We start from the raw sequence: 24,193 nt of genomic DNA, 5'->3' as shown, positions 1-24,193 counted from the left end.
TAAAGTTGATTCTGAATTCCTGAAATTACAATCAGAGTATACTCGAAAATGCTGTTTTCAAATCTGAGTTATCCGGTTATTAACCAACTGACGGAAGAAGCGGTCATTGTGCTTCCGCTCGGAGCTACGGAGCAACATGGATTGCATTTGCCAGTTTCTACGGATACGGATATTGTAACACGCCTGGCTTTGGCAACGGAAATGCGGATGACCAATGAAATTCTTCTTTGCCCGACACTGCCTTTCGGGTCCAGCCATCATCATCTTTCATTCGGAGGTACGGTCAGTTTGAACCCGTTGTTATATACGCAAACCATAGTGGATCTTGTGAAGTCTTTTGTTGAAAGCGGGTTCAGAAAAATAGTGCTCTTAAATGGTCATGGCGGGAATATAACGCCGGTGAAACAGGCATTGGCTATGCTAAGCTGCCAGTATGATTTCTCTCTCAAACCTAACATCGCGTTGGTGACATACTGGGAACTGGCCGGAAAATCGTTTGCCGGCCAGCTTCCGATGCAAAGTCCGGCACTAAGCCATGCCTGCGAATATGAAACAAGCCTCATGCTGCATCTTTTTCCCGATAAGGTCCGAATGGAAAATGTGGAGCGATCTGTGCGCCCGGAAAGTAACGGCTATGTAGCCTGGGAAGACGACGAGCCTTATCGGGGAGTGACTTTGTTTAAACAAACCTCGATCGTATCCAGTAACGGGAACAGTGGAGAACCGCAATTGGCAACCGCGGAAAAAGGCGAAATCCTCTTTAACCAAGCAGTTCAGGCACTTGAAACGTTCATTACAGCATTTCACAGCTGGCCGCTTCTGGGGCGTATTGATAAAAAGGAATGACACTTCCGACTATGTTATGTAGTGAAAATGCTGCTGTAAATATCAGATGTTGAAAGGTGAAAAAAGCTTCAAATTAAAATCAGTTAGTATGAAAAAGCCAGTTTGATATGTCCAGACAAGAAATTAAACATCCGGATAAAGTTGTAAATACCGGAGCATATTCCGCAGGCGTGTTGGTTGATAAAACCCTTTTTATCAGCGGACAAGGCCCGCTGGATCTTTCATCGGGCAAAGTGATACACGGAACAATTGAAGAAGAAACATGGCTGACGCTGGCTCACATCAAGAAGATTGTGGAGGCGGCAGGCGGGCACATGGAAGACATTGTAAAATGTACGGTACACCTGAGTGAAATCAACGATTTTGACCGGTTCGATGCGGCCTATGCTTCCATTTTTACCGGAATACGTCCTGCACGAACAACGGTTCAGTCTGTGCTGGCAGATGGAATCAAAGTGGAAATTGATGCCATTGCTGTTTTTCCGTAATAAGGTTATAAAAACGCTTACCTGAACTGAGTATGATGATTGAAAAACAGCGAATCGGAACAGTAGGTCTCGGATTGATGGGGAGCAGCATTGCAACCTGTATTCTGGCAGCCGGACATGAAGTTACATCTTTGGTGAAAAACCTCGAAGAAAGGGAAAATGCACTGAAACGGATCCTTGTGTTTTTAAAGGAAATGTATGCAGAAGGTTTGTTAAAAGAAATACCTGAAGCAGTTATACAAAGAATTACAATTACAGATGATGTGTCGTTGCTCGCAGGTCATGAAGTTGTCCTGGAATCCATTCAGGAGAGTGTTTCTGATAAAAAGCAAATTTTTCAATCCCTTGAAACTGTCATTTCACCAACGGCCATTATCGGAAGCAATACTTCTGCCATTCCGGTCTCGATTTTACAAGGTGAATTGAAATACCCCCAGCGCTTGCTGGGCATTCACTGGGCTGAACCCGCACACATTACCCGATTTATGGAGGTGATATGCGGCAAGCATTCAGAGGCAGACTATGCAAACCGTTTTATTGTCTTGGCTGAGACATGGGGTAAAGAACCTTCCTTATTGAAAAAAGATATAAGAGGATTTATAACAAACCGGATCATGTATGCGATGCTTCGGGAAGCATTTTATCTGGTAGAAAATGAATATGCAACGGTTGAGGATGTGGACAGATCGCTACGGAATGACATGGGCTACTGGATGACCTTTGCCGGCCCGTTCCGGTTTATGGATCTGACGGGCATTCCGGCTTATCTGACCGTGATGGAGGATCTTGCCCCGGATTTGAACCGTGCGGTCCAATCACCGGACTTGCTGAGAAAAATAGTCGGTAATGGAGCTAAAGGAATAAGCAATGCAAATGGATTCTACCCTTATACCACAGAAACGGCTGCCAGATGGGAGAAAAAATTCATTGAGTTCAGCTATGACATAAGAAGGCTGGCTGAAAAATATTCTCAAACTGAAACGGAATGACCATTGTAACCTCAATCAAAGCAACACAAGTAATCGTACCTGCAAAGCCCGGAAGTCTAAATTCAGAATCGGTATCTGATAACAGTTCTGAGTTTGCAAAAAAATTCCTGACAGGAGAAAGCTGGACAGATTTTGCCAACCAACCCAAATGGATTATTGAACTGGAACTTGAAAATGGATTGACTGGAATTGGCGAAACGTACAGAAATGCTTCCGCTGAACGTATCAGGGAAGGTATGCACACGTTTCTGGGCACGGACATTCTTAAAATGAACTGGCGAAGACTTCCGATTGATGATCAGCGGATGTATGAAGCATTTGAATGTGCTGTTCTGGATCTTGTCGGAAAAATATTGAAAGTGCCTGTTTATCAAATTTTCGGAGGCAGCTACCGTGATTTTGTCGCTTGTATGGGCTGGACCGGAAGGCGAACACCGGAAGATGCTGCAACGAAGGCCTTTGAAGCTATGCAGAAAGGTCATTCTGTATTCAAATTCAAATGCTCTGATGAGGATCCCGTTAAGCTGTGGATAGAGGAAATAAAGAAAAAATGTAATCAGGGAATCAAAGTACTGCTGGACCCCAATCAACGCTGGAATGACAAGGAAACAACGATGAAGCTGATGAATGGTGTTGATCCTGACATGATGTTTGGCCTGGAAGATCCTGTACCGCATGGTGATATTAACGCATTCAAGTTCCTGAAAGAAAATCTGGGAATTCCGATATTCAGACATATCTCGCTTCCCTATACGCAGGATATCAGAGATATCATTGCATATATAAGAGCGGATGCGGCAGATGGCTACAACTTCAATGGATCCGCTTTCAATTGCATATTGCTTGCTGAAATTGCTCATCTGGAAGGTAAATCCTGCTGGCGCGGATCGGAAGTAGATTTAGGGATTTCGGAAACCATGGGCCTTCATATCGCAGCCGCAAGCATTAACTGCAGCATGCCTTCCGACATTTTTGGTGAGCTGGTGCGCGAGGATGATCTGATTATTGATCCTGTAAATTTTCAAAACGGAGCTGCAAAAGTACCGCAAGGTCACGGATTGGGAATCGAGCTGGATAAGAAAGCAATTGAAAAGTACCAGACAGGCCAGTATATATCTCTTGGCCGATGAAAAAAGCATTTCTGTCATGGCTGATTCTTTTTGCCTGTAACCTGATCTGGTCATTTCAATTTACTTGTATCAAACTTACTCAGGAGCAAGTCGGGCCTTACTTTACCGTTTGGGCGCCCATGTTAGTAGCTTCCCTTTTTCTGGCACCTTCCGTTATACGAAATTTTCAAAAAGGTGACAAGAAGATAAAAGATGTTGTGGTTTTCGTTCAGCTGGCTATTTTGGGTGCATTTCCTTCTCAGGTCTTAATGACATGGGGAACACAGTATTCTCTGGCCAGCAATGCTGCTATTCTTGCGCTCGCACTGCCTGTTGTCACAGCCGTATTTGCATTTCTGCTGTTGAATGAAAAAATGAATAAAATAAGGTGGCTGAGTTTCATTGTTGCAATTGCCGGAGTACTGCTTTGCTCAACGGATGATATCAAGAAAATGGACCTTAGCTCGGATTATGCTTCGGGAAACCTGCTTATTTTTCTGGCTATTGTAGGAAACGCTTACTACAATGTCGGCTGTAAACAGATTGCAGGGAAATACACCGAAGTGGAAATGGTTTTTTATACCTATCTCGTAATGGTTGTACTTCTTGCACCGCTCGTCGTATACTATGAGCCGGAAATGTTTTCAAAAATTCCTCATTTTACTTCTCAAACATGGACCGGAATGATAGCGCTGACCTTGTTTCATAACTTTTTGTCCATGGTCATGTTTTTCAAGGTACTTAAATCACTGGACGCGACGCAAGTAGCATTGTCCAACTATCTGATCACTTTCATGGGTTTACCGATTGCGGCATTTGTCCTTGGTGAAACGCTGAACAGTCAGGCCGTGATCGGCGGTATTCTGGTGCTTGCCTCAACACTGATTTTGACAATCGTTGATAAAAATGCGCAACAAAGGAAATTGATCAATTAATAACATAAGTCATGAATAGAAACTTTGAAAATGAGCTTTCCGGGGTTGTACCAATTGTTCCTACTCCCTTTAATGAAAAAGAAGAAATTGATGAAGATGCACTCCGTCGCCTGATTGATTTTGCTATAACGAGCGGAGTAAAAGCTGTATGCCTGCCGGCGTATGCAAGTGAATTTTACAAACTGACTGATGAGGAGAAATTGCAGGTTGTACGTATTGCCGTGGAACAAGCAGCGGGCCGGTTAAAAATTGTTGCACAATGCAACCATCCTGCTTTAAATGTTGCAATCAGTTTGGCTAAGGCCAATGTTCATGCGGGCGCAAATGTGATTTCACTGGCAGTACCCAGGATTTTTGGCTTACCCGAAAATGCCCTGAAAGAATATTTGTCACATTTTCTTGATTCTGTTCCTGAAACGCCGGTTCTTATCCAGGATTTTAACCCCGGAGGATCTTCAGTCAGTGTGGAATTTATAAAAGATCTGATGCATGCGCATGCCAACTTTAAATACCTTAAACTGGAGGAACCTTTATGTGCTCCGAAATTTGAAAATATCATCAAAGCTACAGGCGGTAAAGTCGGTCTTTTTGAAGGTTGGGGCGGATTGTATATGCTGGAACTGATTCCGATCGGGATTGCAGGTGTAATGCCCGGGCTGGCAGTTGCTGATATTCTTCAAAATGTATTTGACCTTCGTTCCAAGGGAGAGCATGGCAAAGCATTTGACCTTTTCGAAAAAGTGATGCCGCAAATATTTTTTGCATTACAAAACATGGAGCTTTTCCATTATGCCGAAAAAGAACTGCTGATAGCAAGAGGGGTCTTGAAAAACAGTATTTCAAGAAAAGCAGCTTACATTCCTGATCCGTCATCTATCCGTTATATAAAAGAGCTTAACCAAAGGATTATCAATATATTATAATTATAAAAAAGACGTAATACACTTTTGAATCCAACCACATTTGTCACAATCAAAAGAAATATAGTAAAATGGGCAATTTCAGCAAGCAAGTAGCAATCATTACAGGAGCAGCATCCGGACTAGGATTGGTTATTGCACATAAACTGTTAAATGAAGGCGTACATGCAGGCTTATTGGATATAAATGAAAGCATGCTGAGGGATGAATTTGCAGAATATAAAGATCACAGCGAAATTGTCGGTCTCGATGTAACAAATGAAGATGAGGTTCGGAATGCGGTTTATAAAGTCATTGACCGGTTTGGAAAAGTAGATATTCTTGTTAATTGTGTCGGGATTACGGGTATGACCAATCTCAGAAGCCATGAAGTAAGTTCTGAAAACCTGCAACTGGTTTTCAATGTCAATTTTATGAGTTGCTTTTATACTTCAAAAATGGTTTTACCGTACATGCTGGCTAACAATTATGGGCGTATTTTACATATTTCATCTATTGCAGGAAAAGAAGGAAATGCCGGAATGCTTGCTTATTCTGCTTCCAAAGCTGCTATTATTGGCATGACGAAGGTTCAGGGAAAGGAATATGCTGAAAGCGGCATTACTGTAAATGCTTTAGCTCCGGCAGTAATACAAACCCCGCTTGTGGATGCCATGCCTGAAATACAGGTCAAATACATGACGGACAAAATACCGATGAAACGTTGCGGCACATTGGAAGAGGTTGCAAACATGGCAGCATTTATTGTTTCCAAGGAAAGCAGCTTTACCACAGGCTTTACTTTTGATCTTTCCGGCGGAAGAGCAACTTACTAATGCTTTAAAATCAGCTTCATAGCCAGATTTTTAATAAATCAGTTTTAAAACAAGCGATGTCTGTTGTATATATAAATATAGTCAGACATCGCTTTATGTTTTACAAATGATTATTTAACAGACAGCCAGCTTTTGATTTGCTTATTCATAGCCAGTTCATAAACGTGCATCCAGTCACTGTTGCTGGTGCCATTGGCCAGCATATTGCCACTGTTCTGATCTCTGATGTAATCGTCCGGATTTTTAATAAAACGGGTTTTAGAAAATACATCTTCAAAAGATTTCCTTATTACTTTAAAATTAGCTACATATTCCCTGATTTCTCTTTGTGCAATCTTCTTTTCATTCTTGTCTGTGGCAATGTCATACTTGTTTAAAAGTAAAATTAACTTGGCGGGATAAATTTGCAGTTCATTAATTTGTTTCATCAGAGAAACAGAGTAACTGTTTCTGATTGCCAGCTTTTCAGCAATTCCAATTTTCGATTTTATTGAATCATACCGGGAAAGTTCGCGTTGTGCCATAATAATTCTCTGGGCATAGGTTTTACTCCACTTTCCAATTTGAAGAGAATCGGGGAGTTCAATCAGATCAATTACTTTGGGAAATACGATGCGGCCACCGCGGCCGCGATCCAGTTTAACAGGCATATCCTGATCAATAAGAGCAGTATCCCAAAAAGAAAGAGCTTGTTCCAGATCATCCTGAAATTCAAATGAAACTTCACTGAATGCAGGAGAATAAAAACGATGGCGGAACAAGGCATGCGCCTCATGAACTTGAATATCTTCATAATTCCAGCTTAGTGTTCCGAAATCATAAAGTCCTCGCCAGAACGTTTCAAAATGCGGAGAAGAATCCTCCCAGGTTGTACACAATATTCCATTAAGCTTTTTATCAACAGCAATTTTACAAAATTCCTTTATAGGCAGAAAGTTGGAATTGTTCCGTGGCAGCATCGGAGACATATCCTGAGCAGCAGTAGCAGCCATTACATTGAAATTATGGGATTTCAGCCAATCCATGGCTTTCAGGTTTCCCAATATTCCCGGCTCCCAATAACTCCATCGCATGTAAATACATTTCTTCGGGAAAAGATCAACATTTTCCCGGAGTCTGTGTTCATTTTCATTCCATACTTTTTCCACTTTTTCCTCGGGTATCGGATCCCGCATGGTGTTGTATAAGCCCGATAATGAAAAAAGCATATCATCCCAAAAGATAGGAATCCGGTTATGCTCAATGGCAAATTTACTTACCTTGTTCAACCAATGCATTTGCAACTCGAAAGGTTTTAAACCAGACTTTTTGGAGCGTTCGGACATTCCAAGATTGTAAACCTCATCACCGCCCACATGCAGGTATTTTCCATGGGGCGTTGCGGCCATAGCTTCTTCATAGAGCGAAAACTGCAACTTGTAGGTTTCCGGGTTTAAAGGATCAAAAACATAGTCTGACTTTGGATTGTCACGCAGCTTCTTGTACATGTCGTGTTTCAATACATAGGAAGCATGTCCTAATCCCTGAACCAGTGGGCTGATTTCGATATGACGATCCTTGGCATAGTTGCTGAGCGCAGTAAATTCTTCAATTGAAATGGCATGACTGGCCCCAACCAACGGGTTCTTTCGATATCGTAATTTATCTTCAAACTCGACTATAATTGCATTAACCTTGATATGTGAAAGCCTGTCAATCAGATCATAGTAATAGTTTCCGGCGTCTAGGTGGTATTTCAAATCAAGATGTACTGCTCGCCAGTCAAGATCCGGGAAGTCGGTAATTTTACAGGCAGGAATTAATACGTGCTGATCCCGAGCATCTTCTAACAGTTGAACAAGCGTCTGGCAACCATAAAAAATTCCTGCTTTTCCTTTCGACCTGATTGTAATCTGGCTTCCATTTATTTCAAGCATATAACCTTCTGAAGAAGCAGGTAAAATGGGATCGGAAGATAATTCCAGAGTCAATGTTCCTTCTTTAACAGAGTCCTGCACTGGCAGCACAGCTAGTATTTCACCAAGTACAGGTTTTTCAGTAAATCCTTTCAGATTCAAAAACCTGAGATCATTAAAAAAATGCGGTTTTCCTTTAGTAAGCTCAACTTTCTGTGGTTTTGGCAGTAACTTAAAATATCTCTCGAATTCATCCTGTTGCAAAGCATTAGAATAGGTGCTTTGTAGTAAGAGTATAAACAGAGAAATATAAATTATTACTTTTTTCCGGTTCATCATCCAACTAATAATTAGTATCCAGGATTTTGTTTGATCTTCGACGGATTAACATCTATTTGAGCCTGTGGGATTGGAAACAGCTTGTTGTTGGCTCCAATCTGGATAATTGCTCCGTTTAACGTTACTTGATTTTTTGTAAAATAATTATTCAAGACAGATTCCAGATGGTCGGTTCTGAGCAAATCAAAAAACCGCAACCCTTCAAAGCAAAGTTCCAACCGTCTTTCTTTCAGAATCTTTTCTCTCAAGTCCGCTTGGCCAGACACGTAAGTAGAGGTTGCTGTCTGATCCGTTGATTGAAGATTATGCGCGTTATTTCCGAATGCCCGTTCCCTGACCTGGTTAATATATGGCAAGGCAAGCGCGGGAGTACCCGCTTCATTCAAACATTCCGCATACATCAACAGGATATCAGCATATCTTAAAACGGGATAGTCTGTGCCATCTTCAGCCCGTAAAAGCACGCTTTTATTGATGAATTTGTTAACATATGTCATCTTGTTGGCATCGGTTGTAAATGCAATGGAAATATCTCTGCGCAAGTCTCCTTTTTCAAATGCATTATAAATATCCAATGTAGGCTGGTTGGCATTCGAACCAAACAGCGGAACATCTGCTCCTGTTATGGGTCCAAAAGTAGATGTTGGAGGAGAGCCTTGCCCGCTAACCACCGCGTTGGGCGTATATTGTACAGCAAAAAGTATTTCCTTATTATTTCCATTATCATACCTGAACACATCTGCATAATTTGGAAGTAGTTGATATTTGGCTTCGCCTTGTTCAGAAATGATACTGTTAAGAAGAGGAGCTGCCTGTGAAAATTTCTTTTCGTACATGAGAACTCTGGCCAGCATTCCTTTGGCAGCTCCGCTTGTTGCCCTGCCCAGTTCAGCAGCCGGGTAACTGGCAGGCAAGAGAGGAATGGCATCGTTAAAGTCCTTTTCTACTTGTGCATAAATGTTTGAAGCCGGCTCACGTCCATATGTATACGCCTCATCCGGCGTTTTTAATTCCTTTAAAATTAATGGCACATCACCATATACCTTCACAAGATTAAAGTAGTAATAAGCCCTAAGGAATTTGGTTTCACCTATAATTCTGTTTTTCAAATTGTTGTCCATTGAAATGGCCTCAATTTTTTCGAGCAGAATATTGGCACGGCTTATACCTTTATACGCATCATTCCAGCGCCCATTGATCGGTGCTGTAGCAGTAGGGTTCAGTGTAAAGTTATCGAAATCGGCATGATCTGGATAGCCAGGCACAGCTCTGGCATCATCAGTAGCTATATCGCCATAAAAAAATTCAGTTGAAGCAGCCGCGTTAGTTCTTAGTATATAATATACTCCATTAAGTGCATTAATCATATCGTCACTGGTTTTGTAGAAAGTCTCGGTTGTAGGAGTACTTACCGGAACAAGATCTATAATATTCTCTTTGCAGCCTGCCAAAAGCAGGAGCAGTGTTGTGTAAAATTTATAGGATTTCATTGATTGAATATTTTAAATGTATTTTATAATCCAAGATTAACTCCGAAAGTAAATGTGCGTGCTAATGGATATGTAGCAAAATCGTTTCCAGGCAATGTAACACTTTCTCCATTAACGCTTACATCAGGATTATATCCGATATACTTACTGAAAGTATGAAGATTTTGTGCACTTGCATATATTCTTAAAGAACTGATATGTAGCTTTTTTGTTAGTAAAGAAGGCAGGTTGTAGCCCAATGTAACATTTCGTATGCGAAGGTATGATCCGTTGCGAAGAAACCGGTCTGATTGCGTCTCAGCATTTCCTACGGCAGCAATTGGCCCCTCTGCTCTTGCATATATTCCATTACCAGGCTCAGATGGTGACTTCCAGCGATTCAATACGCTTTCAGTCAATTGATTCCATACCAGCGTATTTGAGCCAATGTATCTGGCAGTTATAAACTGAACATCATTTCCCTGAACACCCTGAATTTGAATGTCAAGATCAAATGCTTTATAAGTAAACCGGTTTGTAAATCCATAAGTAAAATCCGGATTGGGGTCACCAATTTCAGTTCTGTCATCAGGTGTAATTATGCCGTCACCGTTAATATCAACGATTTTGCTGTCTCCTGGCTCACCTAGTAATTCGCCTGTTGCGCTTTTGCGACGCATCTCCGGATGTGCGTCTACATCCTGCTGATCTTTAAAGATTCCTCCAAGCTTGTAACCATAAAAATAAGAAAGTGGTTTGCCTACTTCCATTCGTTGCATGGAGTAATTTCCTGAAGAAAATGAGGTGATAGGTAAATTATCTTTGCCAAGCCGTAAAACAATGTTCCTATTTCTGGAAAAGTTAAAACTACTTGACCACTGAAAATTTTTCCCGCTGAAATTGATTGTATTTAAAGAAAGCTCAAAGCCTTTATTCTCAATTTTCCCGATATTGGCAAATACACTTGTAAATCCAGAAAGAGAGGGGATTGGCAGGTTATACAATAGATTGTCTGTTATTCTCTTATAAATATCCAAGCTAATATTTAGTCGGTTCTTGAAAAGTCCCATGTCAAAACCAGCATCTATTGAAGTATTGGTTTCCCAGCTTAGATTCTCATTGGCAAGGCTTTGAGGAGCATAACCAACTGCCAACCCGCCACCGAAATTATAATTATCAGATGTTAGCTGCGGAATGGATGAGTAATTCCCAATATTAAAATTACCTGTTTTCCCATATCCAATCCTTACCTTCAATTCATTCAGGTTAGTTATTGATTTCATGAATGGTTCTTCTGTTACCCGCCATCCAATAGATGCTGCCGGAAAAATGGCAAACCTGTTGTTTTTTCCAAAACGGCTTGATCCATCTCTTCTTACACTGGCGGATAACAGGTATTTATCCTTATACGAATAGTTTATTCTGCTGAGATAGCTTAGTAAGTTCCATTCTGATTTAGCTGCATTCCCGTTAATTGTAGCAGCACCGGTAACATATTGAACGGCATCATTCTGGTAAGTTCCCGCTGCTCCGGTAAGACTTGCAGTTTCGTTAATACCTTTTTGATAGGAGTACCCTGCCAGAATATTCAGTTCATGAGCTTCCGCAAATATTTTTTGCCATGTCAGTGTATTGTTCCATGAAAAAGTAAGGTCCTGAAGATTCTGCTGGGATGATCTGATTGTAATGGCTTTTGCCAAAGGCTGATAGCGCGTTTTTACCTGATTGGGATAATTTGATACTGTTGATGGGCGGTATTTGTTTATGACACCATCAATTCTGTCCAGTCCAAAATCAGTACGAAATACTAATCCTCTGACTGGTTCCAGCTCTGCATAAGTTATTCCAGTTATCCGGGCTTTTTCTTCAACGAATTTGTAGTTGGGGTCTTCAAGCGGTTGTAAAGGATTATTGGCACCAGCCCAACCAATGGAAGTATAAGGTATGTTAATTCCTCCGCCGGTTCCGTCATAAAGTCCATCCGGTGTTTTTGGAGCAATACTGGATGGAAGTACCATGGCTGTCATAGTAGCGGAAGCATCTCCATCTGGACTATCAACATATCCATCACTCCACCTTCTGTTTTCAACTACATAGGAAGGCGAAAGATTTGCACCAATGCGGAAATATTTATTAACCGTTGCATCCAGGTTAATTCTCACTGTATACCTCTTCCAGTCCGTAGCCTTTAAAACGCCATCACCCATAAAGTAATTTCCTGAAACAAAGTATTGCAGTTTGTCAGTTCCTCCACGAACCGATAATTGATAGTTGGAGGTTGGGGCTGTTCTGAATATTTCTTTTTGCCAGTTTGTATTAGGCAGGCTGGATGGATTGTCATATTCAGGAAGATAATTAATGAATTTTTTGGAGCCATCCGGAGCTACTCTGGAGCCGTTAGGAACATTTGGATCTCCACCCATTTCTGCCCACAATGCTGAACTGGTTTCCTTCCAATATTGTATTTCCTGATTACGGTCAAGCACATCTATTAATTTGGGAACATTTTGAAAACCGGTATAGTAGTTAAACTCAACTTTTGATTGGCCGGCTTTACCTTTTTTTGTTGTAATCAGCACAACTCCGTTCGATCCGCGCGAGCCATAAATAGCCTGTGAAGATGCATCTTTGAGTACATCCATTGTTTCTATATCATTGGGATTAATCGTGTTAATGTCACTCCCTGATCCTAACGGCAATCCGTCAACAACATACAAGGGCTCATTTCCTGCACTGATAGAACCTGAGCCTCGAACACGGATTACTGGCGCTGCTCCTGGCCTTCCGGTTGATGCAGTAACCTGAACTCCGGCAATTTGTCCGGCTATTCCTTCCAGAACGTTCTTGGTAATCTGATTTTTCACATCTCTTGAACTGATCGATGAAACTGCTCCGGTCAGCGATACTTTCTTTTGGGTACCATAACCAACCACAACTACTTCATTAAGGTTTTTACTTTGTGGATTAAGCTTGATTTGCATCTCGACATTATCATTGGCAACTGCTTCCTGCGCTTCATATCCTATAAAAGAGAATATCAATGTTTCTCCTCTTGGGGCTGTAATAGTAAAGGCCCCATTAACATCTGTAATTGAGCCAGCAGATGAGTTCTTGACTCTGATTGAAACACCTGGTAAAAGTATGTTCTCGTTAGAGTCTGATACTGTACCGCTGACTGTAACACTCTGAGAAAAAGCCAGTGTGCTGTATACGAATAGCCATAAGAGTAAACAGGTACTCCTTCGTTCATAAATAGAAAGTAATACAGAGTGTCGCATAGTTTATGGGTTAAATTGAAAAAGTATGGCAAACAATTATTTTAGTACAGATTTTAACTAATGTCTATATACGTAGCAATTAATCTGTAATTTCAATCATTAGGAACTTATACTTTGCAGCAAAGAAGTAAACCCCTGAAATTGTAGTTGCTGATATTTATGAAGCAAAACAGGGTCCGTCTGATCTTTTGCACATTGAGCCCAATCTGCTGAATCAAATGGATCTTCAACATCGAAAGTTGGTATTCTTAATGACTTGTAACCCCAGGTCGGCAAACTCCCGGCCGTACAGTAAAAGACAATCTCTTCTTTTGTGGGTTCATTCAAATTCATTCCTTTCCAGTAAGGGCAGGCAATTTTATAACACAGATCAACATACTCCTTATCATTAACAGCATCCTTTGAAGTCAGTAAAGTGCCCCCAGCAATACTTGCCAGAAAGTGAAATGAAAATAAAGCTGCCGGTTTTTCCTGTTGTATGTAATCAATTATTGCAACAGTTTCACTTTCACTGGCCGCATATTGCCCACGATAGGTATATCCCTGAGAATCATCAGTAGAATATCCATAGTTCTGTTCAGTCTTTTCCCAGTCAGTCGGAAAATTTCTGTTAATATCAACAAGATTGGCATTTCTTCTTATATACCAGGGATTTCCAAGTGCTAATTTGTCACGCATATCAGGATTTGCTGAAGGTATTGCAATGACCGAGACTTTCTTGAGTAAATCCTGGTGCTTATCAAGCAAATTCTCCAATACAAACATGATTAGTTCAGGTCCTGCTTCTCCGGCGTGTACAGCACCAACCAATGCAATGCACTTTTTACCCTGGCCAACTTTTATACCGGTTATTGACTTACGATTTGCTGTAAATCCAATCTGTTGGACTTGTATATATTTAGGATATGCATTTTTAAGGAGTTCGATTTTAGCTTTAACTTTCTCAAAAGTCCACCAAACATCCGGATCTCTGACTTTAACCGGAAGAGGACCTTCTGGCTCACCATCCGATGATGCAATCCAGTAACAGTATACCACTCCTGTTCTTACATGATCATCTGTAAAAGAAAATTTGCTTTGAAGAGCAGGTTTAATGGAGCCATGAAAAATAAGGGTTGCTTGTTTATAGTCCAATGCATGAAAATACTCTTCGTAATCGGTTCCAAATGTAAAGTCCGGGCATTCTGTACGATAGATTCTGATTTCTTTATATAAATCATCATGGATAGGCTTTGAAAATCGCATTGCCTTAAAAACACTGACAAACACCTGATTATTTTTACAAAAGACATGTCCATCACGCAAAGTCCTGTATTCTTCTGTTAAAATAATTGTTTTTTTACCATGTAACTTGGTTTTGTAAAAGGGAGAAAGTATTTCAGACATAGAAAAGCTTGCAAGTCCAATAAACTTACGACGATCCAAAATCTGCTTTGATAAATTTTTTGCAATTGAAACTTCTTTTTTCATCAATTAAGTAAGTTTATATCAATGGAAAATGACAAATTTCAATTTTCTGATATTTCAATAATTTCCTGGCTATAAGTAGAAAGTGCTAATGACAATGCTCCATTAATCAGATCTTTTCCTTTATATGATCCTTTATTTGTTTTATCAAAGCAGAGCCTGAGCTTGTATGTTTTGTCCGGTAAAACCCAGGGAATGTTTATTTTTCTGGAATTTTCTCCTTTGCTGCCTCTCAGAACCACTACTGCACCTTCTCCCTTTTCATTTAATTTGCCCCACCAGTGCCAATCGGTATCCGTAGGTGCCGGAACACCGCTAAACTGAAAATTTTGATAAATGCTGTATTTGTTATTCAGATTCTCCAGCAAATCAAAACAGGTGCGGTATACTCTTATATTTTCTTCTGTCAGGGAAGCTAAGTCACCGGAAAATACAGCAGGTACCCCCATCAGCCAACTGCAAACCTGTCGTTTTTGAACATCTGGAGTAAGGCTGCCTTTATAGTTCAGTGTAGCTGCTCCGTAGTATTCAATAGATTGTAAAGGAAGTCCACGATGTTTATACAGCTCTTTTCTTGCATTAAAACAGCCTTCGATCAACTTGGCTTTCATACTATCAGGTTGATAATTCCAGTTAAGACTGTAACGTTGGCCAGGATTACCTGCTCCGGAATAATCATTCGGTGGAATATGATAGGCATAAACATGTTTAAGTGCTGCCAGATCGCAGGGTACCCCCGGAGTTCCCCAGTAAATTTCATGCGTTATGTCCATCAGGACGGCCGGAGATGTATGGCTGATTTCATCCATTGTTGCAAGCAGAGATCGTAACCCGCGTAAAAGTGATTCTTTCTGTGTCCTGCTTTCATGTCCTTTGGCAATATCTCCAAATTTGATATTGGTTAGATCCTGCTTGAAATAACTTGCACCATATTTGTCATGTAAAAAAGATATATCATTTGCGTAGTAATGGCGCCATTGACTTGCGAAACTCATTGCCAGACCGCCGTCCCGTTTTATTAAAGGAATACTAAATCCATTTTGAATGCTCTTGAAGTCAGCAGCTAATCTGGGATTGCGATAACAGGATACCCATAATCCCAGCTTCATACCCTTTTCTTTAATGTAGGATGCTGTTTGTGAGAAATCCGGAAATTTATTTTTGTCAGGGATTGTACTTGACGTAGCCCATGCGCCTGGACTTTCACTTTGCGCCCAGCCTGCATCAAGCAATAAACATTTGAAACCAGCTTCTGAAGCTATATCCGCCATTTGGCAAATATTGTCATGTGAAATAAATGCACCGAAATTCGACCAGGTACACCATTGTGGTACAAAGGCTTTCAGGGTGGTTTTTTTCAGACCAACAATTGTATAAAGAAACTTTTTGTAGGTCCCTTCAACTGTTCGGTCCAAGCTGGTTGATATTGCAGAGACAGTTTTAACATTATCGCCGCTGTAAGCATATAAAAATACGGGTTCTGATACAAATTTCTCAGCAGGACCAATCACCCATTCAAAGTGTTCCGGAGCGTAGCCCGTCTTACCGTCATTATTAATAAATCTTAATGCTGACGGCACTTCGCTTCCTATTATTACACCCGCTGAATGATCGCTATTTCCAAAACTGATAATACTGGAAGTTGCTCCGCGTTCGGAAGGGGTAAGTTCAGTGATGTTTCTGTATTTTTCCGAGATAATAAAATTGTCAAGATTCAGATTGTCAACTTTTAACCATTTAGGACTATTGTTGCAAATTTCAACCCATTTCCGGATTGCAGAATGGCCTTGATAAATTTCATAGAAGATGTTAATGGAAACATTGGCCAGTTGCTCTTTTTCAATTGCCCTTACACGTAAGTTAAGCCTTTTGATAGTGTTGTCAGGCTCACTCACGGCACAATTAACATGATCAAAAGCATTGGTCCATTTATTTGCTTGTAAATCAGCTATTTTAATCCAGGAAGCATTTTGTATAACTTCTGCATTGCTTTTGGAAACTTCCAGAATATCCGTTGCATTTTCCTTTTGCGCAGTCTGACTTATATTATTATTCACCGTGTCTATTATTCCTTCAGGTGCTTTATTTGAACTGGCATAATAAATAGACATAGAAAGTTCATTGGATTCCGGATCAGAAATAATCTGGTTGTTAAGACTTATATTTTCCGTATTAACCGAAAATTGATCAATCGATAATACTTTTTGAACAATGCCTGCACGAATGGTTATCTTGTTTTTATCAGCATTGATATAAAATTCATCCTGGCAATAACCAGCTATATTGAACCATAATAAACAAGCTGTAAACAAGAGTGCCTTCATATAACTTTTTCAATTTAGAATACCTACATCTTCAAATACCAGGTTTGTTATGTTAAAAGTCCGGCTTTTTACAAGCTTTAAAAAACTTACTTATAGAATATCGTTTTCCAAATATCTATACTCTATATGCGATTGTAGTTCAGACTTGCAAAAGTTTATGAATAGGTACTTTGGGTGGGTATGATGAAACCAATTTGAATATGTCAAAATTATACATTTGCAATGCGCTGTAGTTATGCTATTTGATTACTTGTTTATACTTTTTTAACAAAGACGTTACTTGTTAGATTGAAGTATTTTTTACTTCTCGTTAGTTAGTGCTAAAAGATTATAACTAATTAATCAAATTTCAAATAAGGCACTATTCAGTGCCTGAATGTAAGGTTATATAATATTCTAAAAATTGAAGTTCGTATGGGCTTAATAAGCAGAGTATTAGCCGTAAAATAATTCAAACTGGCCGACAGCAAGGTAATCTAAAGAAAATCTGTAAGGTCTCACTAGCTTACAATACGTAAATGACTTATTCAAGTTAATGTTCCGAGATTTATATGATTATGAAACCGCAATTACACAGTTTAATACCTCCTGGAAAAACATCGTTTCTTTACGAAACATGGCAGTGCCACTACTTTGATAAACCATGGCATTTTCATAAGGAATATGAACTTGTTATGATCGAAAAAGGAAGTGGAATAAAGTACATTGGTGACCATGTTAGTGACTTTAATGAAGGGGATCTTTCATTGATCGGATCAAACATTCCGCATTTGTTCAGGAACAGTGATGAGTATTACTTGAAAAATGGTGAGATGGAAGCAAAATCCGTTTTTATTCATTTTAAGGAAGACTTTCTTGGCTCCGGTTTCTTTGATATTCCCGAAATGAATTCGGTCAGAAGGCTTCTTGATAATTCGTCACTGGCGCTTGAAATTTATGGTAAAACAAAGAGAAGTATCACAAGACAGCTTAAACAGCTTAATGAAGAAAATGGTACAAGGCGAATATTAAGTCTGTTATCCATTCTTGTTGAATTATCCGAGAGTAAAGAATTGAAACCTTTACTTTCCAATAGTGTTTCTGTTCGTAAAAGTTATGATACTGAGAGAATAACAAAGATTTTTGAATTTATTCAGAATAACTATACACAGGAAATCTATGTGGAGCAAGTTGCATCTTTATTGAGTATGAGTCCGGCTTCTTTTTCAAGATATTTCAGGCATCATACGCTTAAAACATTTTCAGATTGCGTTACGGAAGTTCGGGTAAGTCATGCCTGTAAGTTACTGATGCAAAATAATCATAGTGTATCCCAGATCAGTTATATGAGCGGATTTGAAAATATTTCAAATTTTTACAGGCATTTTAAAAGAATTACGGGTGTAAAGCCAAAATATTATAGAGATCGATTTGTTAATTCATGCAAATGATTAAGTGTTCATTTAAAGCAGCTATCTGGCTTAATAAAAAACATAATTAGATAACCTATCTTATTTAATACAAAGTTAAAAACGTTAAACAAATAAAGACAGGCAAATGCCTGTCTTTATTTGTTTAACTCAGAAATTGTTAATGCCAATTTTTATTTTTTGAAAAAGCAATCACCATCATATAAAGTGTCGTGAATGTTAGGAACAGCAGTAAAGGAGCAGCTGGAATCCATAAAATAATGTTTGCAGTTAAAAGTTTACCCGTTAATTTTAAACTGAAAGCGGTTGTAATAACAATTATGAGCACCAGGCCAATAAAGTTTAATACTCCATTATGATTATTGTACTTTTCATTTAATGTAAGTGTATCATAAACAGCATTGGCAATTACTAGGAAAATTCCAATACTGTTAATAATAACTCCTGCTTTAAACCAAAACATAGAAATAGAATTGATGTAGTAAGTTCTATACTTCAATGCTTGACAACGTAAGATAATATTGTTTTTAAAAGCAACAAAGTGTATAAATCTATACTATATCAATGTAAACATAAAAGAAAATATACCATTAGTTATCAATCGGCATATTTGAGTTATTCTTCGGTTAGGTAAGGGTATACTTAGAAGTATTTACATATGATTAAGTCTCTATTTTCCGATTGGTAGCTGAGGCATGTCGTGGGGTAATTGTACTTTCTTAATTTTAAAACTTAATCTTTCCTTTGTGCTCAATAAACTATTAATGAAATCTTAAAACTTGTACAAATGATGCTACAATTTTCTTCCTCGTGTATGTTGTTCCCGTATGGTTGTGTAAGCAGGTGTTTTAATGTACAGCAATTTGATCCATAGTCAAAATAAGTTTATTCTGTGGTATAGGAAAGTTTTCAATGAAGTAAGAGGGTTGTATGGCAATGGGTATAAGTTGCTTGTTTAGGAAAGTTTACTATTTCGATTGAGCAAACAACCATACCACAAAATCGCTTATGTTATTAATGTCTTTTTATTTAAATAATTGGTACACATGCTATCAAATTTTGACACAAATTATATGAATCGGAAGCTGGATTTTTTATTGATAGACGATAGTTCTTTCGTATTAATGACTTATGAAGTACTTATTGAAAGGACCGGAATGGCAAAATCCGTAAAAGCTTTTAATGTTCCCAGAAATGCATTGAAATACATCAAAAAACATGGAGAGCAACTTGTAGAAACGATTATACTGCTGGATCTGCAAATGCCTGATATGGACGGGTTTGAATTTATAAAAGGTTTTGAAGCATTGCCCGATACAATCCGGAAAAAGATCAAAATTTTTATGGTAACATCGAGCATGGACCCGCAGCATATTGAACAAGCTAGGACGAATCCGCTTATTATGGGTCTTTTTGCCAAGCCTTTGGAAATGGAAACATTAATGTCAATATTATCCGTGTAACCTAACCGTTTTTGAGTATGAAATTGAATTATTTAGGCTCAGCACTGTCTGTTAGTCTCATTCTTTTTTCTGATAATGCGGTATGTCAGGTTAAGTCAAAGCAAATTCCTTATCATGTTGACCAGCGGGCCGCTCCGGAAATATCTGAATTCAGTGCATTGATTCCTGAAAAGGTTGGTGAATTTATTCGTATAGAATATCAGGCTCCGGAGCCCGGACAGGATGGTGAGGCTTTGTACAAAAGTGAAGATGGCGAAATATTTATGCTGTTTAGCCGTCAGGATCATTCAGATGATGTAAAAGAAGTAATGAAGGTAATTATGGATGAAGTTGACATGCATATTGCCAATGCCACGTCTGTGATTAATCTGGAAACGGATCCTGCTTATATTCATTTGGTTGGTCCTAAAATTGCTTTCTTTGCCTGGAATCGTGGATTGTATTGTTTTTCTGCCGACAGTACAAACGGGAATAAATTAGTGCTGAATCGTTTTATGAATTCATTTCCCTACTAAACAACCTGATTTCAGGATTGAAAAGGTTTCTGCATGCTGTAATTTAGGTAGTGATTGCCTTTCGGTAATTGATGGTTTACTTTAAATCATTGCTTTCCTGAAAGTACAAGAGTGATTATAATATTTACTATGCTCATTGTTAAGGCATACGTAAATGTTTATCGTTACCATCACTCCAAATCATCAGATGAAGGCAATATTCCGATTTTGTATTTTCCCTGTCATTTTCATGGGTGCATTGCTGATCGCTGCTGAATGTCTGCTTTTTGACAAAAATCCCAATTTTAACGATTTCGATTCGGTAAGTAACGGGTACAGTAAAGATTCATTTGCAGTGGAAAATGTTGCAGTACATCATGTGATTGGAAGTGAATACAGGACCACTATTAAGGATAAGCCATTTTCAAGCCCGAGCCCTGAACAAAATACTCGAACTTATTACAAACCTGAAAAACGGGTTGTTCAGAATAGGCCAGATCTTGATGATCAAAATGTTAAATTGTACCGGACAACCAAGAAATTTTGTATTGATAATGAAAAGATCTATGGTAATAAAAGAAGAGAAGTTATAAAAAATGAAGGCAACAAGCTGTCAGACGATCGTGAAGATCTTGCAGTAAAGTACATGAACAATCAAAAAAGAATTTGTCTGGATGTTATGCTGCGATCTCCGCATTGTAAGACGGATACTTTCATTAGCCCGCATGTACCAGATAGCGCAGATACTTTGGAAGTTGCCGGAAAGAAAATGGTGGCGCAGTCTGGTCAAAAACAAGTCAGACCCAAAGATATTTTTGACAGTATGCATCATACTGTAAGGAATAAGGTAAGCGCTTCTTTAACTATTTCTTTGTTTCCCAATCCGGTTAGGGACAAGCTTGTTATTGTCGCTCCGGATTGGGACAACATGGAAAGTATTCAGCTTTTTACCATTTATGGAAAATCAGTTTATAAAGCTGAACCAGTTCAGAATGAGATTCATGTCGGAAGTTTTGCAAGTGGAATGTATGTAGTAATGATTACCAGTAAGGACGGATCGCAACATTCGCAAAAAGTACTGATCAATACGGAATGACCAAAGCAATCCAATAACCTTTTAATATTTAAACATGGTATGAAAAAAGTCTCCTTTCTGGCATCTGTCTTATTGCCATTGCTTTTTCATTCAAGCGTACAGGCGCAATTCAATTCCGGCAGTCTGTTCATTTCAGGCAAAACTGTGGTCTCTGTTGACGGACTTGTTCTTGTTCCGGATAATGACTTGCAATTAAATAATAAAATTCTGACCCGTGAGCAGCAAGCCGTAACCGGATCATCATTCAGCAGTATCAAGCGGGTTTATGCATTCAATGAAGAAATTAATTTTACCGGAAAAGCAGGAATAATCTATCTTCCTTCGGAATTGAACAGTAATGTTGAGGCCACGCTTAAGATGGTTTACTGGAACCTTGCCGAAGGTTATGTAATTACTTCCGGAAATACGGTGGAAGCAGGTGCACATCTTGTTTTCAACAGTTTCCAGAACCGGAATTTGCAAAAAATAACAGCTGCAGGTGACATTGATCCGGACAACGGAAATCCCGGCAATGGCAATCCTGAAAACCCGTTTCCCGATAATAACCCGGACGGGCCATTTACTGCAGGCCATTTTTTTATTGCAAAGACAACTCCTGTTTCTCTTGACGGACTGATCATTATTCCAGGTACAGATTTGCTACTGGATAATAAAACCTTGACAAGAACGTCCAAAGCAGTGCCGGGCTCACCGACAAATAGCATTAACAGGGTTTATACATTCAATGAAACAGTCGCTTTTAGTGGAAAGGCAGGAATTATTTACAACACATCGGAGCTGAACGGAAACACGGAAGCAATTTTACAGATCATTCATAAAGCTGCTGAAAAATATGTAATTACATCCGGCAGTACGGTTGATGCGGGCTTGCATTATGTTTCCAACAATTTTGCAAATCTTGATCTTTACAGAATGACAGCAGGTGACGGCAACAGTGCATATCCGGTTACGCTTGTAGGCTTTACAGCAAGAAAAAATGAGAATTACGCTGAACTGCTATGGAGTACTGCCGAGGAAATCAACAGCGATTATTTTGAAGTGCAGCATAGGACAAACAGCAAGGAATGGCATCTGCTTGGACAAGTGGAGGCAAACGGCGAAAGTAAAACGTTAAAGTCCTATGCATTTCTGCATTTTGGCCCTGCTGCCGGTGAAAATTTGTACAGGCTGAAAATGGTTGACACCGATGGCACTTTTACATTCAGTAAAATAAGGAATCTGCATTTTGATAGTGATGAAGAACTAAACGTTTATCCTAATCCGGTTACTGGAAAAATGGTTATTGAAACTGATGACTGGACAAAAATAAAGCGCGTGGATATTTATAACGCTTCCGGTAAATCCCAGTTTGTACCGATGCAATCCATTAACGACAACCTGCGGAAAAAGGAGTTTAATTTACAAAACCTGCCTTCCGGCATTTACCTGATTAAAACCACCCGAACAGATGGAATTGTTGTGACGAAAAAAGTAATGAAAAAGTGAATGCTGCCTTAAGAAAGTAAATTGAGGCAGTAGCAAATAAAGTATCTTAAACAAAAAGCCCGGTTGCTCACAAAGACAGTCGGGCTTTAATATTATTGAATTTATATATTAGTTTAGTTTTATAACTAATCTTCCATTAAAGTAGGCATCTTCTTCACTTGTTTTGAGACTTGAAGTAGGCAGTGATCCAGTTGGTTTAACTGAACAAAATATAGAAACAAGATCACCTGGCCACAATTCAACGTCTTTACTTAGTACCAATGTGGCTGAGCCTTCTGCCGAGCCTCCATCTTCCCATATACTAATATAATAACCAGCTTCTTTAAATGTAATATTTCCTCTTTGTACCCGTAAATACATTTCCTGACCGACAAAGTGAGGCACACCTTCTCCGACGTTTTCATTAACAATAACAGAAGCATCAAAGTGGTAAATGCCATGATAAGGTACTACAAAATTACTTATAGGCTGTACCTGTGGCTGTAAACACGCACAATTGAAGTTATTATTTAAATCATACTTTTCGGCAGCAAAATGTACAATTTTTGCAGTGCCACTCATTATTTCACTATCATTATTGACTATACCTTTAACAGAAAAAGCAACATTTGGTAAACTTCCTGAAGCTTGCCATGAGGCATTGCCGCTCGCATCCGAAGTAAGTACTTTTCCGGCTCCTTCTCCGTTGTTCTGCAGCCTTATTTTCCCTTTTACGTTCAATGCATTTCCGGTTTCGCTTACGGCATAAACTCCGTTTCCGTCTTTGCTTTCGCCGTACACCGCACTTCCTTTGTCACTTTCACCCCGTACACCAATTCCATCAGTTTCTGAAACACCCCAAATTGAAGAATTAAAGTTTCCGTTTTTTGTATTTGTTATTTTGAAAATATAATCTTGATTATAGTATCCATCATGAGGAATTTCCTTACCTACTTCAATCCAGGATGGATTTTGCTCATTGCCATTATTGTAATAGAGTCCCCTATCATATCCTATTCCTGCGGATCCTACAGGAGTTTGTCCGGTGTTAAATATTATAAGATTATGAGCTGGCTTAGAATTAAGCTGATCAACCGGAGAAGTTTTAGTTAAATCTACTTCAGGAAATAGAACACCTTTAAACTGTGGACCCTCAATTTTCCGAATATCCAGCAACGCACTCGGATGAGGCGTAATGGTGTTGATTCCTACATTTTGGGCATGTAGCCAATGGCTGCAGGCAAAAGTCGCTGCAAGCAATACAAGTTTTCTCATAGTAAAAGAGCGTTAAATTTTGTTCGTTTTTGAATCACCAAAGATGATTTTATTGGCTGTCAATTTGGAAAAGAATTAGCCGGAGGTGTAAACGGTTGAGTAAAAGGCTTGACAGTGC

Annotated in this window: 19 protein-coding genes; 12 read left to right on the top strand and 7 right to left on the bottom strand. The window is 39.2% G+C overall.

Annotation, left to right across the window (positions count from 1 at the left end; genetic code table 11):
• The first annotated feature begins 48 nt into the window (after positions 1-48).
• From FEM55_RS20025 to FEM55_RS19995, 7 genes are all read left to right on the top strand, one after another.
• Entirely contained in the window at positions 49-846 is a 798-nt protein-coding gene (locus tag FEM55_RS20025) for a creatininase family protein (RefSeq protein WP_138283180.1), read from the top strand.
• A gap of 107 nt (positions 847-953) precedes the next feature.
• A complete protein-coding gene (locus FEM55_RS20020; RefSeq protein ID WP_138283179.1) occupies positions 954-1,334 on the top strand; it encodes a RidA family protein in 381 nt (126 codons plus the stop codon).
• 32 nt (positions 1,335-1,366) lie between these two features.
• Complete coding sequence (locus tag FEM55_RS20015) at positions 1,367-2,323, top strand: 3-hydroxyacyl-CoA dehydrogenase family protein (protein WP_308420237.1); 957 nt, start codon at positions 1,367-1,369, stop codon at positions 2,321-2,323.
• Positions 2,320-3,453: a mandelate racemase/muconate lactonizing enzyme family protein gene (locus tag FEM55_RS20010; protein WP_138283178.1), complete on the top strand. Its 1,134-nt coding sequence runs from the start codon at positions 2,320-2,322 to the stop codon at positions 3,451-3,453. The genes FEM55_RS20015 and FEM55_RS20010 overlap by 4 nt, the downstream gene beginning before the upstream one ends.
• Positions 3,450-4,367, top strand: coding sequence for a DMT family transporter (locus FEM55_RS20005; RefSeq protein ID WP_138283177.1), 918 nt, complete (start codon positions 3,450-3,452; stop codon positions 4,365-4,367). Before FEM55_RS20010 ends, FEM55_RS20005 begins: the two co-directional genes overlap by 4 nt.
• 11 nt (positions 4,368-4,378) lie before the next feature.
• Positions 4,379-5,290 carry a dihydrodipicolinate synthase family protein gene (locus FEM55_RS20000; RefSeq protein WP_138283176.1) on the top strand — a complete coding sequence of 304 codons (912 nt, stop codon included), beginning with the start codon at positions 4,379-4,381 and terminating at the stop codon, positions 5,288-5,290.
• Positions 5,291-5,358: 68 nt separating this feature from the next.
• Complete coding sequence (locus FEM55_RS19995; protein ID WP_138283175.1) at positions 5,359-6,102, top strand: SDR family NAD(P)-dependent oxidoreductase; 744 nt, start codon at positions 5,359-5,361, stop codon at positions 6,100-6,102.
• A 110-nt stretch (positions 6,103-6,212) separates the two neighbouring features.
• Here the strand turns inward: FEM55_RS19995 and FEM55_RS19990 are convergent, their stop codons facing one another.
• The 5 genes from FEM55_RS19990 to FEM55_RS19970 form a co-directional block, all read right to left on the bottom strand.
• A complete protein-coding gene (locus FEM55_RS19990; RefSeq protein WP_171036617.1) occupies positions 6,213-8,159 on the bottom strand; it encodes a glycoside hydrolase family 20 zincin-like fold domain-containing protein in 1,947 nt (648 codons plus the stop codon).
• Positions 8,160-8,347: 188 nt separating this feature from the next.
• A complete protein-coding gene (locus FEM55_RS19985; RefSeq protein ID WP_138283173.1) occupies positions 8,348-9,826 on the bottom strand; it encodes a RagB/SusD family nutrient uptake outer membrane protein in 1,479 nt (492 codons plus the stop codon).
• Positions 9,827-9,849: 23 nt separating this feature from the next.
• On the bottom strand, positions 9,850-13,083 hold the full coding sequence (locus tag FEM55_RS19980; protein ID WP_138283172.1) for a SusC/RagA family TonB-linked outer membrane protein: 3,234 nt from the start codon (positions 13,081-13,083) through the stop codon (positions 9,850-9,852).
• Between the two features lie 99 nt (positions 13,084-13,182).
• Positions 13,183-14,553: a M14 family metallopeptidase gene (locus FEM55_RS19975; RefSeq protein WP_138283171.1), complete on the bottom strand. Its 1,371-nt coding sequence runs from the start codon at positions 14,551-14,553 to the stop codon at positions 13,183-13,185.
• A 38-nt stretch (positions 14,554-14,591) separates the two neighbouring features.
• Positions 14,592-16,874, bottom strand: coding sequence for an alpha-amylase family protein (locus FEM55_RS19970; protein ID WP_138283170.1), 2,283 nt, complete (start codon positions 16,872-16,874; stop codon positions 14,592-14,594).
• A gap of 557 nt (positions 16,875-17,431) precedes the next feature.
• On the opposite strand from FEM55_RS19970, the gene FEM55_RS19965 reads away from it, so the two are divergent.
• The gene (locus tag FEM55_RS19965) at positions 17,432-18,304 is read left to right on the top strand and encodes an AraC family transcriptional regulator (RefSeq protein WP_138283169.1); all 873 of its coding nucleotides are present in this window, start codon (positions 17,432-17,434) and stop codon (positions 18,302-18,304) included.
• 139 nt (positions 18,305-18,443) lie between these two features.
• On the opposite strand, the gene FEM55_RS19960 is transcribed toward FEM55_RS19965, so the two are convergent.
• Positions 18,444-18,746: a hypothetical protein gene (locus tag FEM55_RS19960; protein WP_138283168.1), complete on the bottom strand. Its 303-nt coding sequence runs from the start codon at positions 18,744-18,746 to the stop codon at positions 18,444-18,446.
• 610 nt (positions 18,747-19,356) lie between these two features.
• On the opposite strand from FEM55_RS19960, the gene FEM55_RS19955 reads away from it, so the two are divergent.
• From FEM55_RS19955 to FEM55_RS19940, 4 genes are all read left to right on the top strand, one after another.
• Positions 19,357-19,746 carry a response regulator gene (locus FEM55_RS19955; protein ID WP_138283167.1) on the top strand — a complete coding sequence of 130 codons (390 nt, stop codon included), beginning with the start codon at positions 19,357-19,359 and terminating at the stop codon, positions 19,744-19,746.
• A 17-nt stretch (positions 19,747-19,763) separates the two neighbouring features.
• A complete protein-coding gene (locus FEM55_RS19950) occupies positions 19,764-20,261 on the top strand; it encodes a hypothetical protein (protein WP_138283166.1) in 498 nt (165 codons plus the stop codon).
• Between the two features lie 154 nt (positions 20,262-20,415).
• Positions 20,416-21,336: a T9SS type A sorting domain-containing protein gene (locus tag FEM55_RS19945; protein ID WP_138283165.1), complete on the top strand. Its 921-nt coding sequence runs from the start codon at positions 20,416-20,418 to the stop codon at positions 21,334-21,336.
• A gap of 39 nt (positions 21,337-21,375) precedes the next feature.
• Positions 21,376-22,821, top strand: a complete 1,446-nt coding sequence (locus FEM55_RS19940; protein WP_138283164.1) for a T9SS type A sorting domain-containing protein — start codon at positions 21,376-21,378, stop codon at positions 22,819-22,821.
• Positions 22,822-22,929: 108 nt separating this feature from the next.
• On the opposite strand, the gene FEM55_RS19935 is transcribed toward FEM55_RS19940, so the two are convergent.
• On the bottom strand, positions 22,930-24,075 hold the full coding sequence (locus tag FEM55_RS19935; RefSeq protein ID WP_138283163.1) for a phage tail-like protein: 1,146 nt from the start codon (positions 24,073-24,075) through the stop codon (positions 22,930-22,932).
• Between the last annotated feature and the right edge of the window lie 118 nt (positions 24,076-24,193).

The sequence above is a fragment of the Dyadobacter sediminis genome (assembly GCF_005860765.1).
Lineage (GTDB): Bacteria > Bacteroidota > Bacteroidia > Cytophagales > Spirosomataceae > Dyadobacter > Dyadobacter sediminis.
The sequence above is the reverse complement of the archived record's forward strand: the minus strand, read 5'-3'. Positions and strand labels throughout refer to the sequence as shown.

Coding starts and splice junctions, on each gene's coding strand:
- FEM55_RS20015 (WP_308420237.1), top strand. CDS start 1,367: ATGATGATTGAAAAACAGCGAATCGGAACAGTAGGTCTCGGATTGATG.
- FEM55_RS19950 (WP_138283166.1), top strand. CDS start 19,764: ATGAAATTGAATTATTTAGGCTCAGCACTGTCTGTTAGTCTCATTCTT.
- FEM55_RS20020 (WP_138283179.1), top strand. CDS start 954: ATGTCCAGACAAGAAATTAAACATCCGGATAAAGTTGTAAATACCGGA.
- FEM55_RS20025 (WP_138283180.1), top strand. CDS start 49: ATGCTGTTTTCAAATCTGAGTTATCCGGTTATTAACCAACTGACGGAA.
- FEM55_RS20005 (WP_138283177.1), top strand. CDS start 3,450: ATGAAAAAAGCATTTCTGTCATGGCTGATTCTTTTTGCCTGTAACCTG.
- FEM55_RS19935 (WP_138283163.1), bottom strand. CDS start 24,075: ATGAGAAAACTTGTATTGCTTGCAGCGACTTTTGCCTGCAGCCATTGG.
- FEM55_RS19970 (WP_138283170.1), bottom strand. CDS start 16,874: ATGAAGGCACTCTTGTTTACAGCTTGTTTATTATGGTTCAATATAGCT.
- FEM55_RS19995 (WP_138283175.1), top strand. CDS start 5,359: ATGGGCAATTTCAGCAAGCAAGTAGCAATCATTACAGGAGCAGCATCC.
- FEM55_RS20010 (WP_138283178.1), top strand. CDS start 2,320: ATGACCATTGTAACCTCAATCAAAGCAACACAAGTAATCGTACCTGCA.
- FEM55_RS19945 (WP_138283165.1), top strand. CDS start 20,416: ATGTTTATCGTTACCATCACTCCAAATCATCAGATGAAGGCAATATTC.
- FEM55_RS19980 (WP_138283172.1), bottom strand. CDS start 13,083: ATGCGACACTCTGTATTACTTTCTATTTATGAACGAAGGAGTACCTGT.
- FEM55_RS20000 (WP_138283176.1), top strand. CDS start 4,379: ATGAATAGAAACTTTGAAAATGAGCTTTCCGGGGTTGTACCAATTGTT.
- FEM55_RS19955 (WP_138283167.1), top strand. CDS start 19,357: ATGAATCGGAAGCTGGATTTTTTATTGATAGACGATAGTTCTTTCGTA.
- FEM55_RS19985 (WP_138283173.1), bottom strand. CDS start 9,826: ATGAAATCCTATAAATTTTACACAACACTGCTCCTGCTTTTGGCAGGC.
- FEM55_RS19965 (WP_138283169.1), top strand. CDS start 17,432: ATGAAACCGCAATTACACAGTTTAATACCTCCTGGAAAAACATCGTTT.
- FEM55_RS19960 (WP_138283168.1), bottom strand. CDS start 18,746: ATGTTTTGGTTTAAAGCAGGAGTTATTATTAACAGTATTGGAATTTTC.
- FEM55_RS19975 (WP_138283171.1), bottom strand. CDS start 14,553: ATGAAAAAAGAAGTTTCAATTGCAAAAAATTTATCAAAGCAGATTTTG.
- FEM55_RS19940 (WP_138283164.1), top strand. CDS start 21,376: ATGAAAAAAGTCTCCTTTCTGGCATCTGTCTTATTGCCATTGCTTTTT.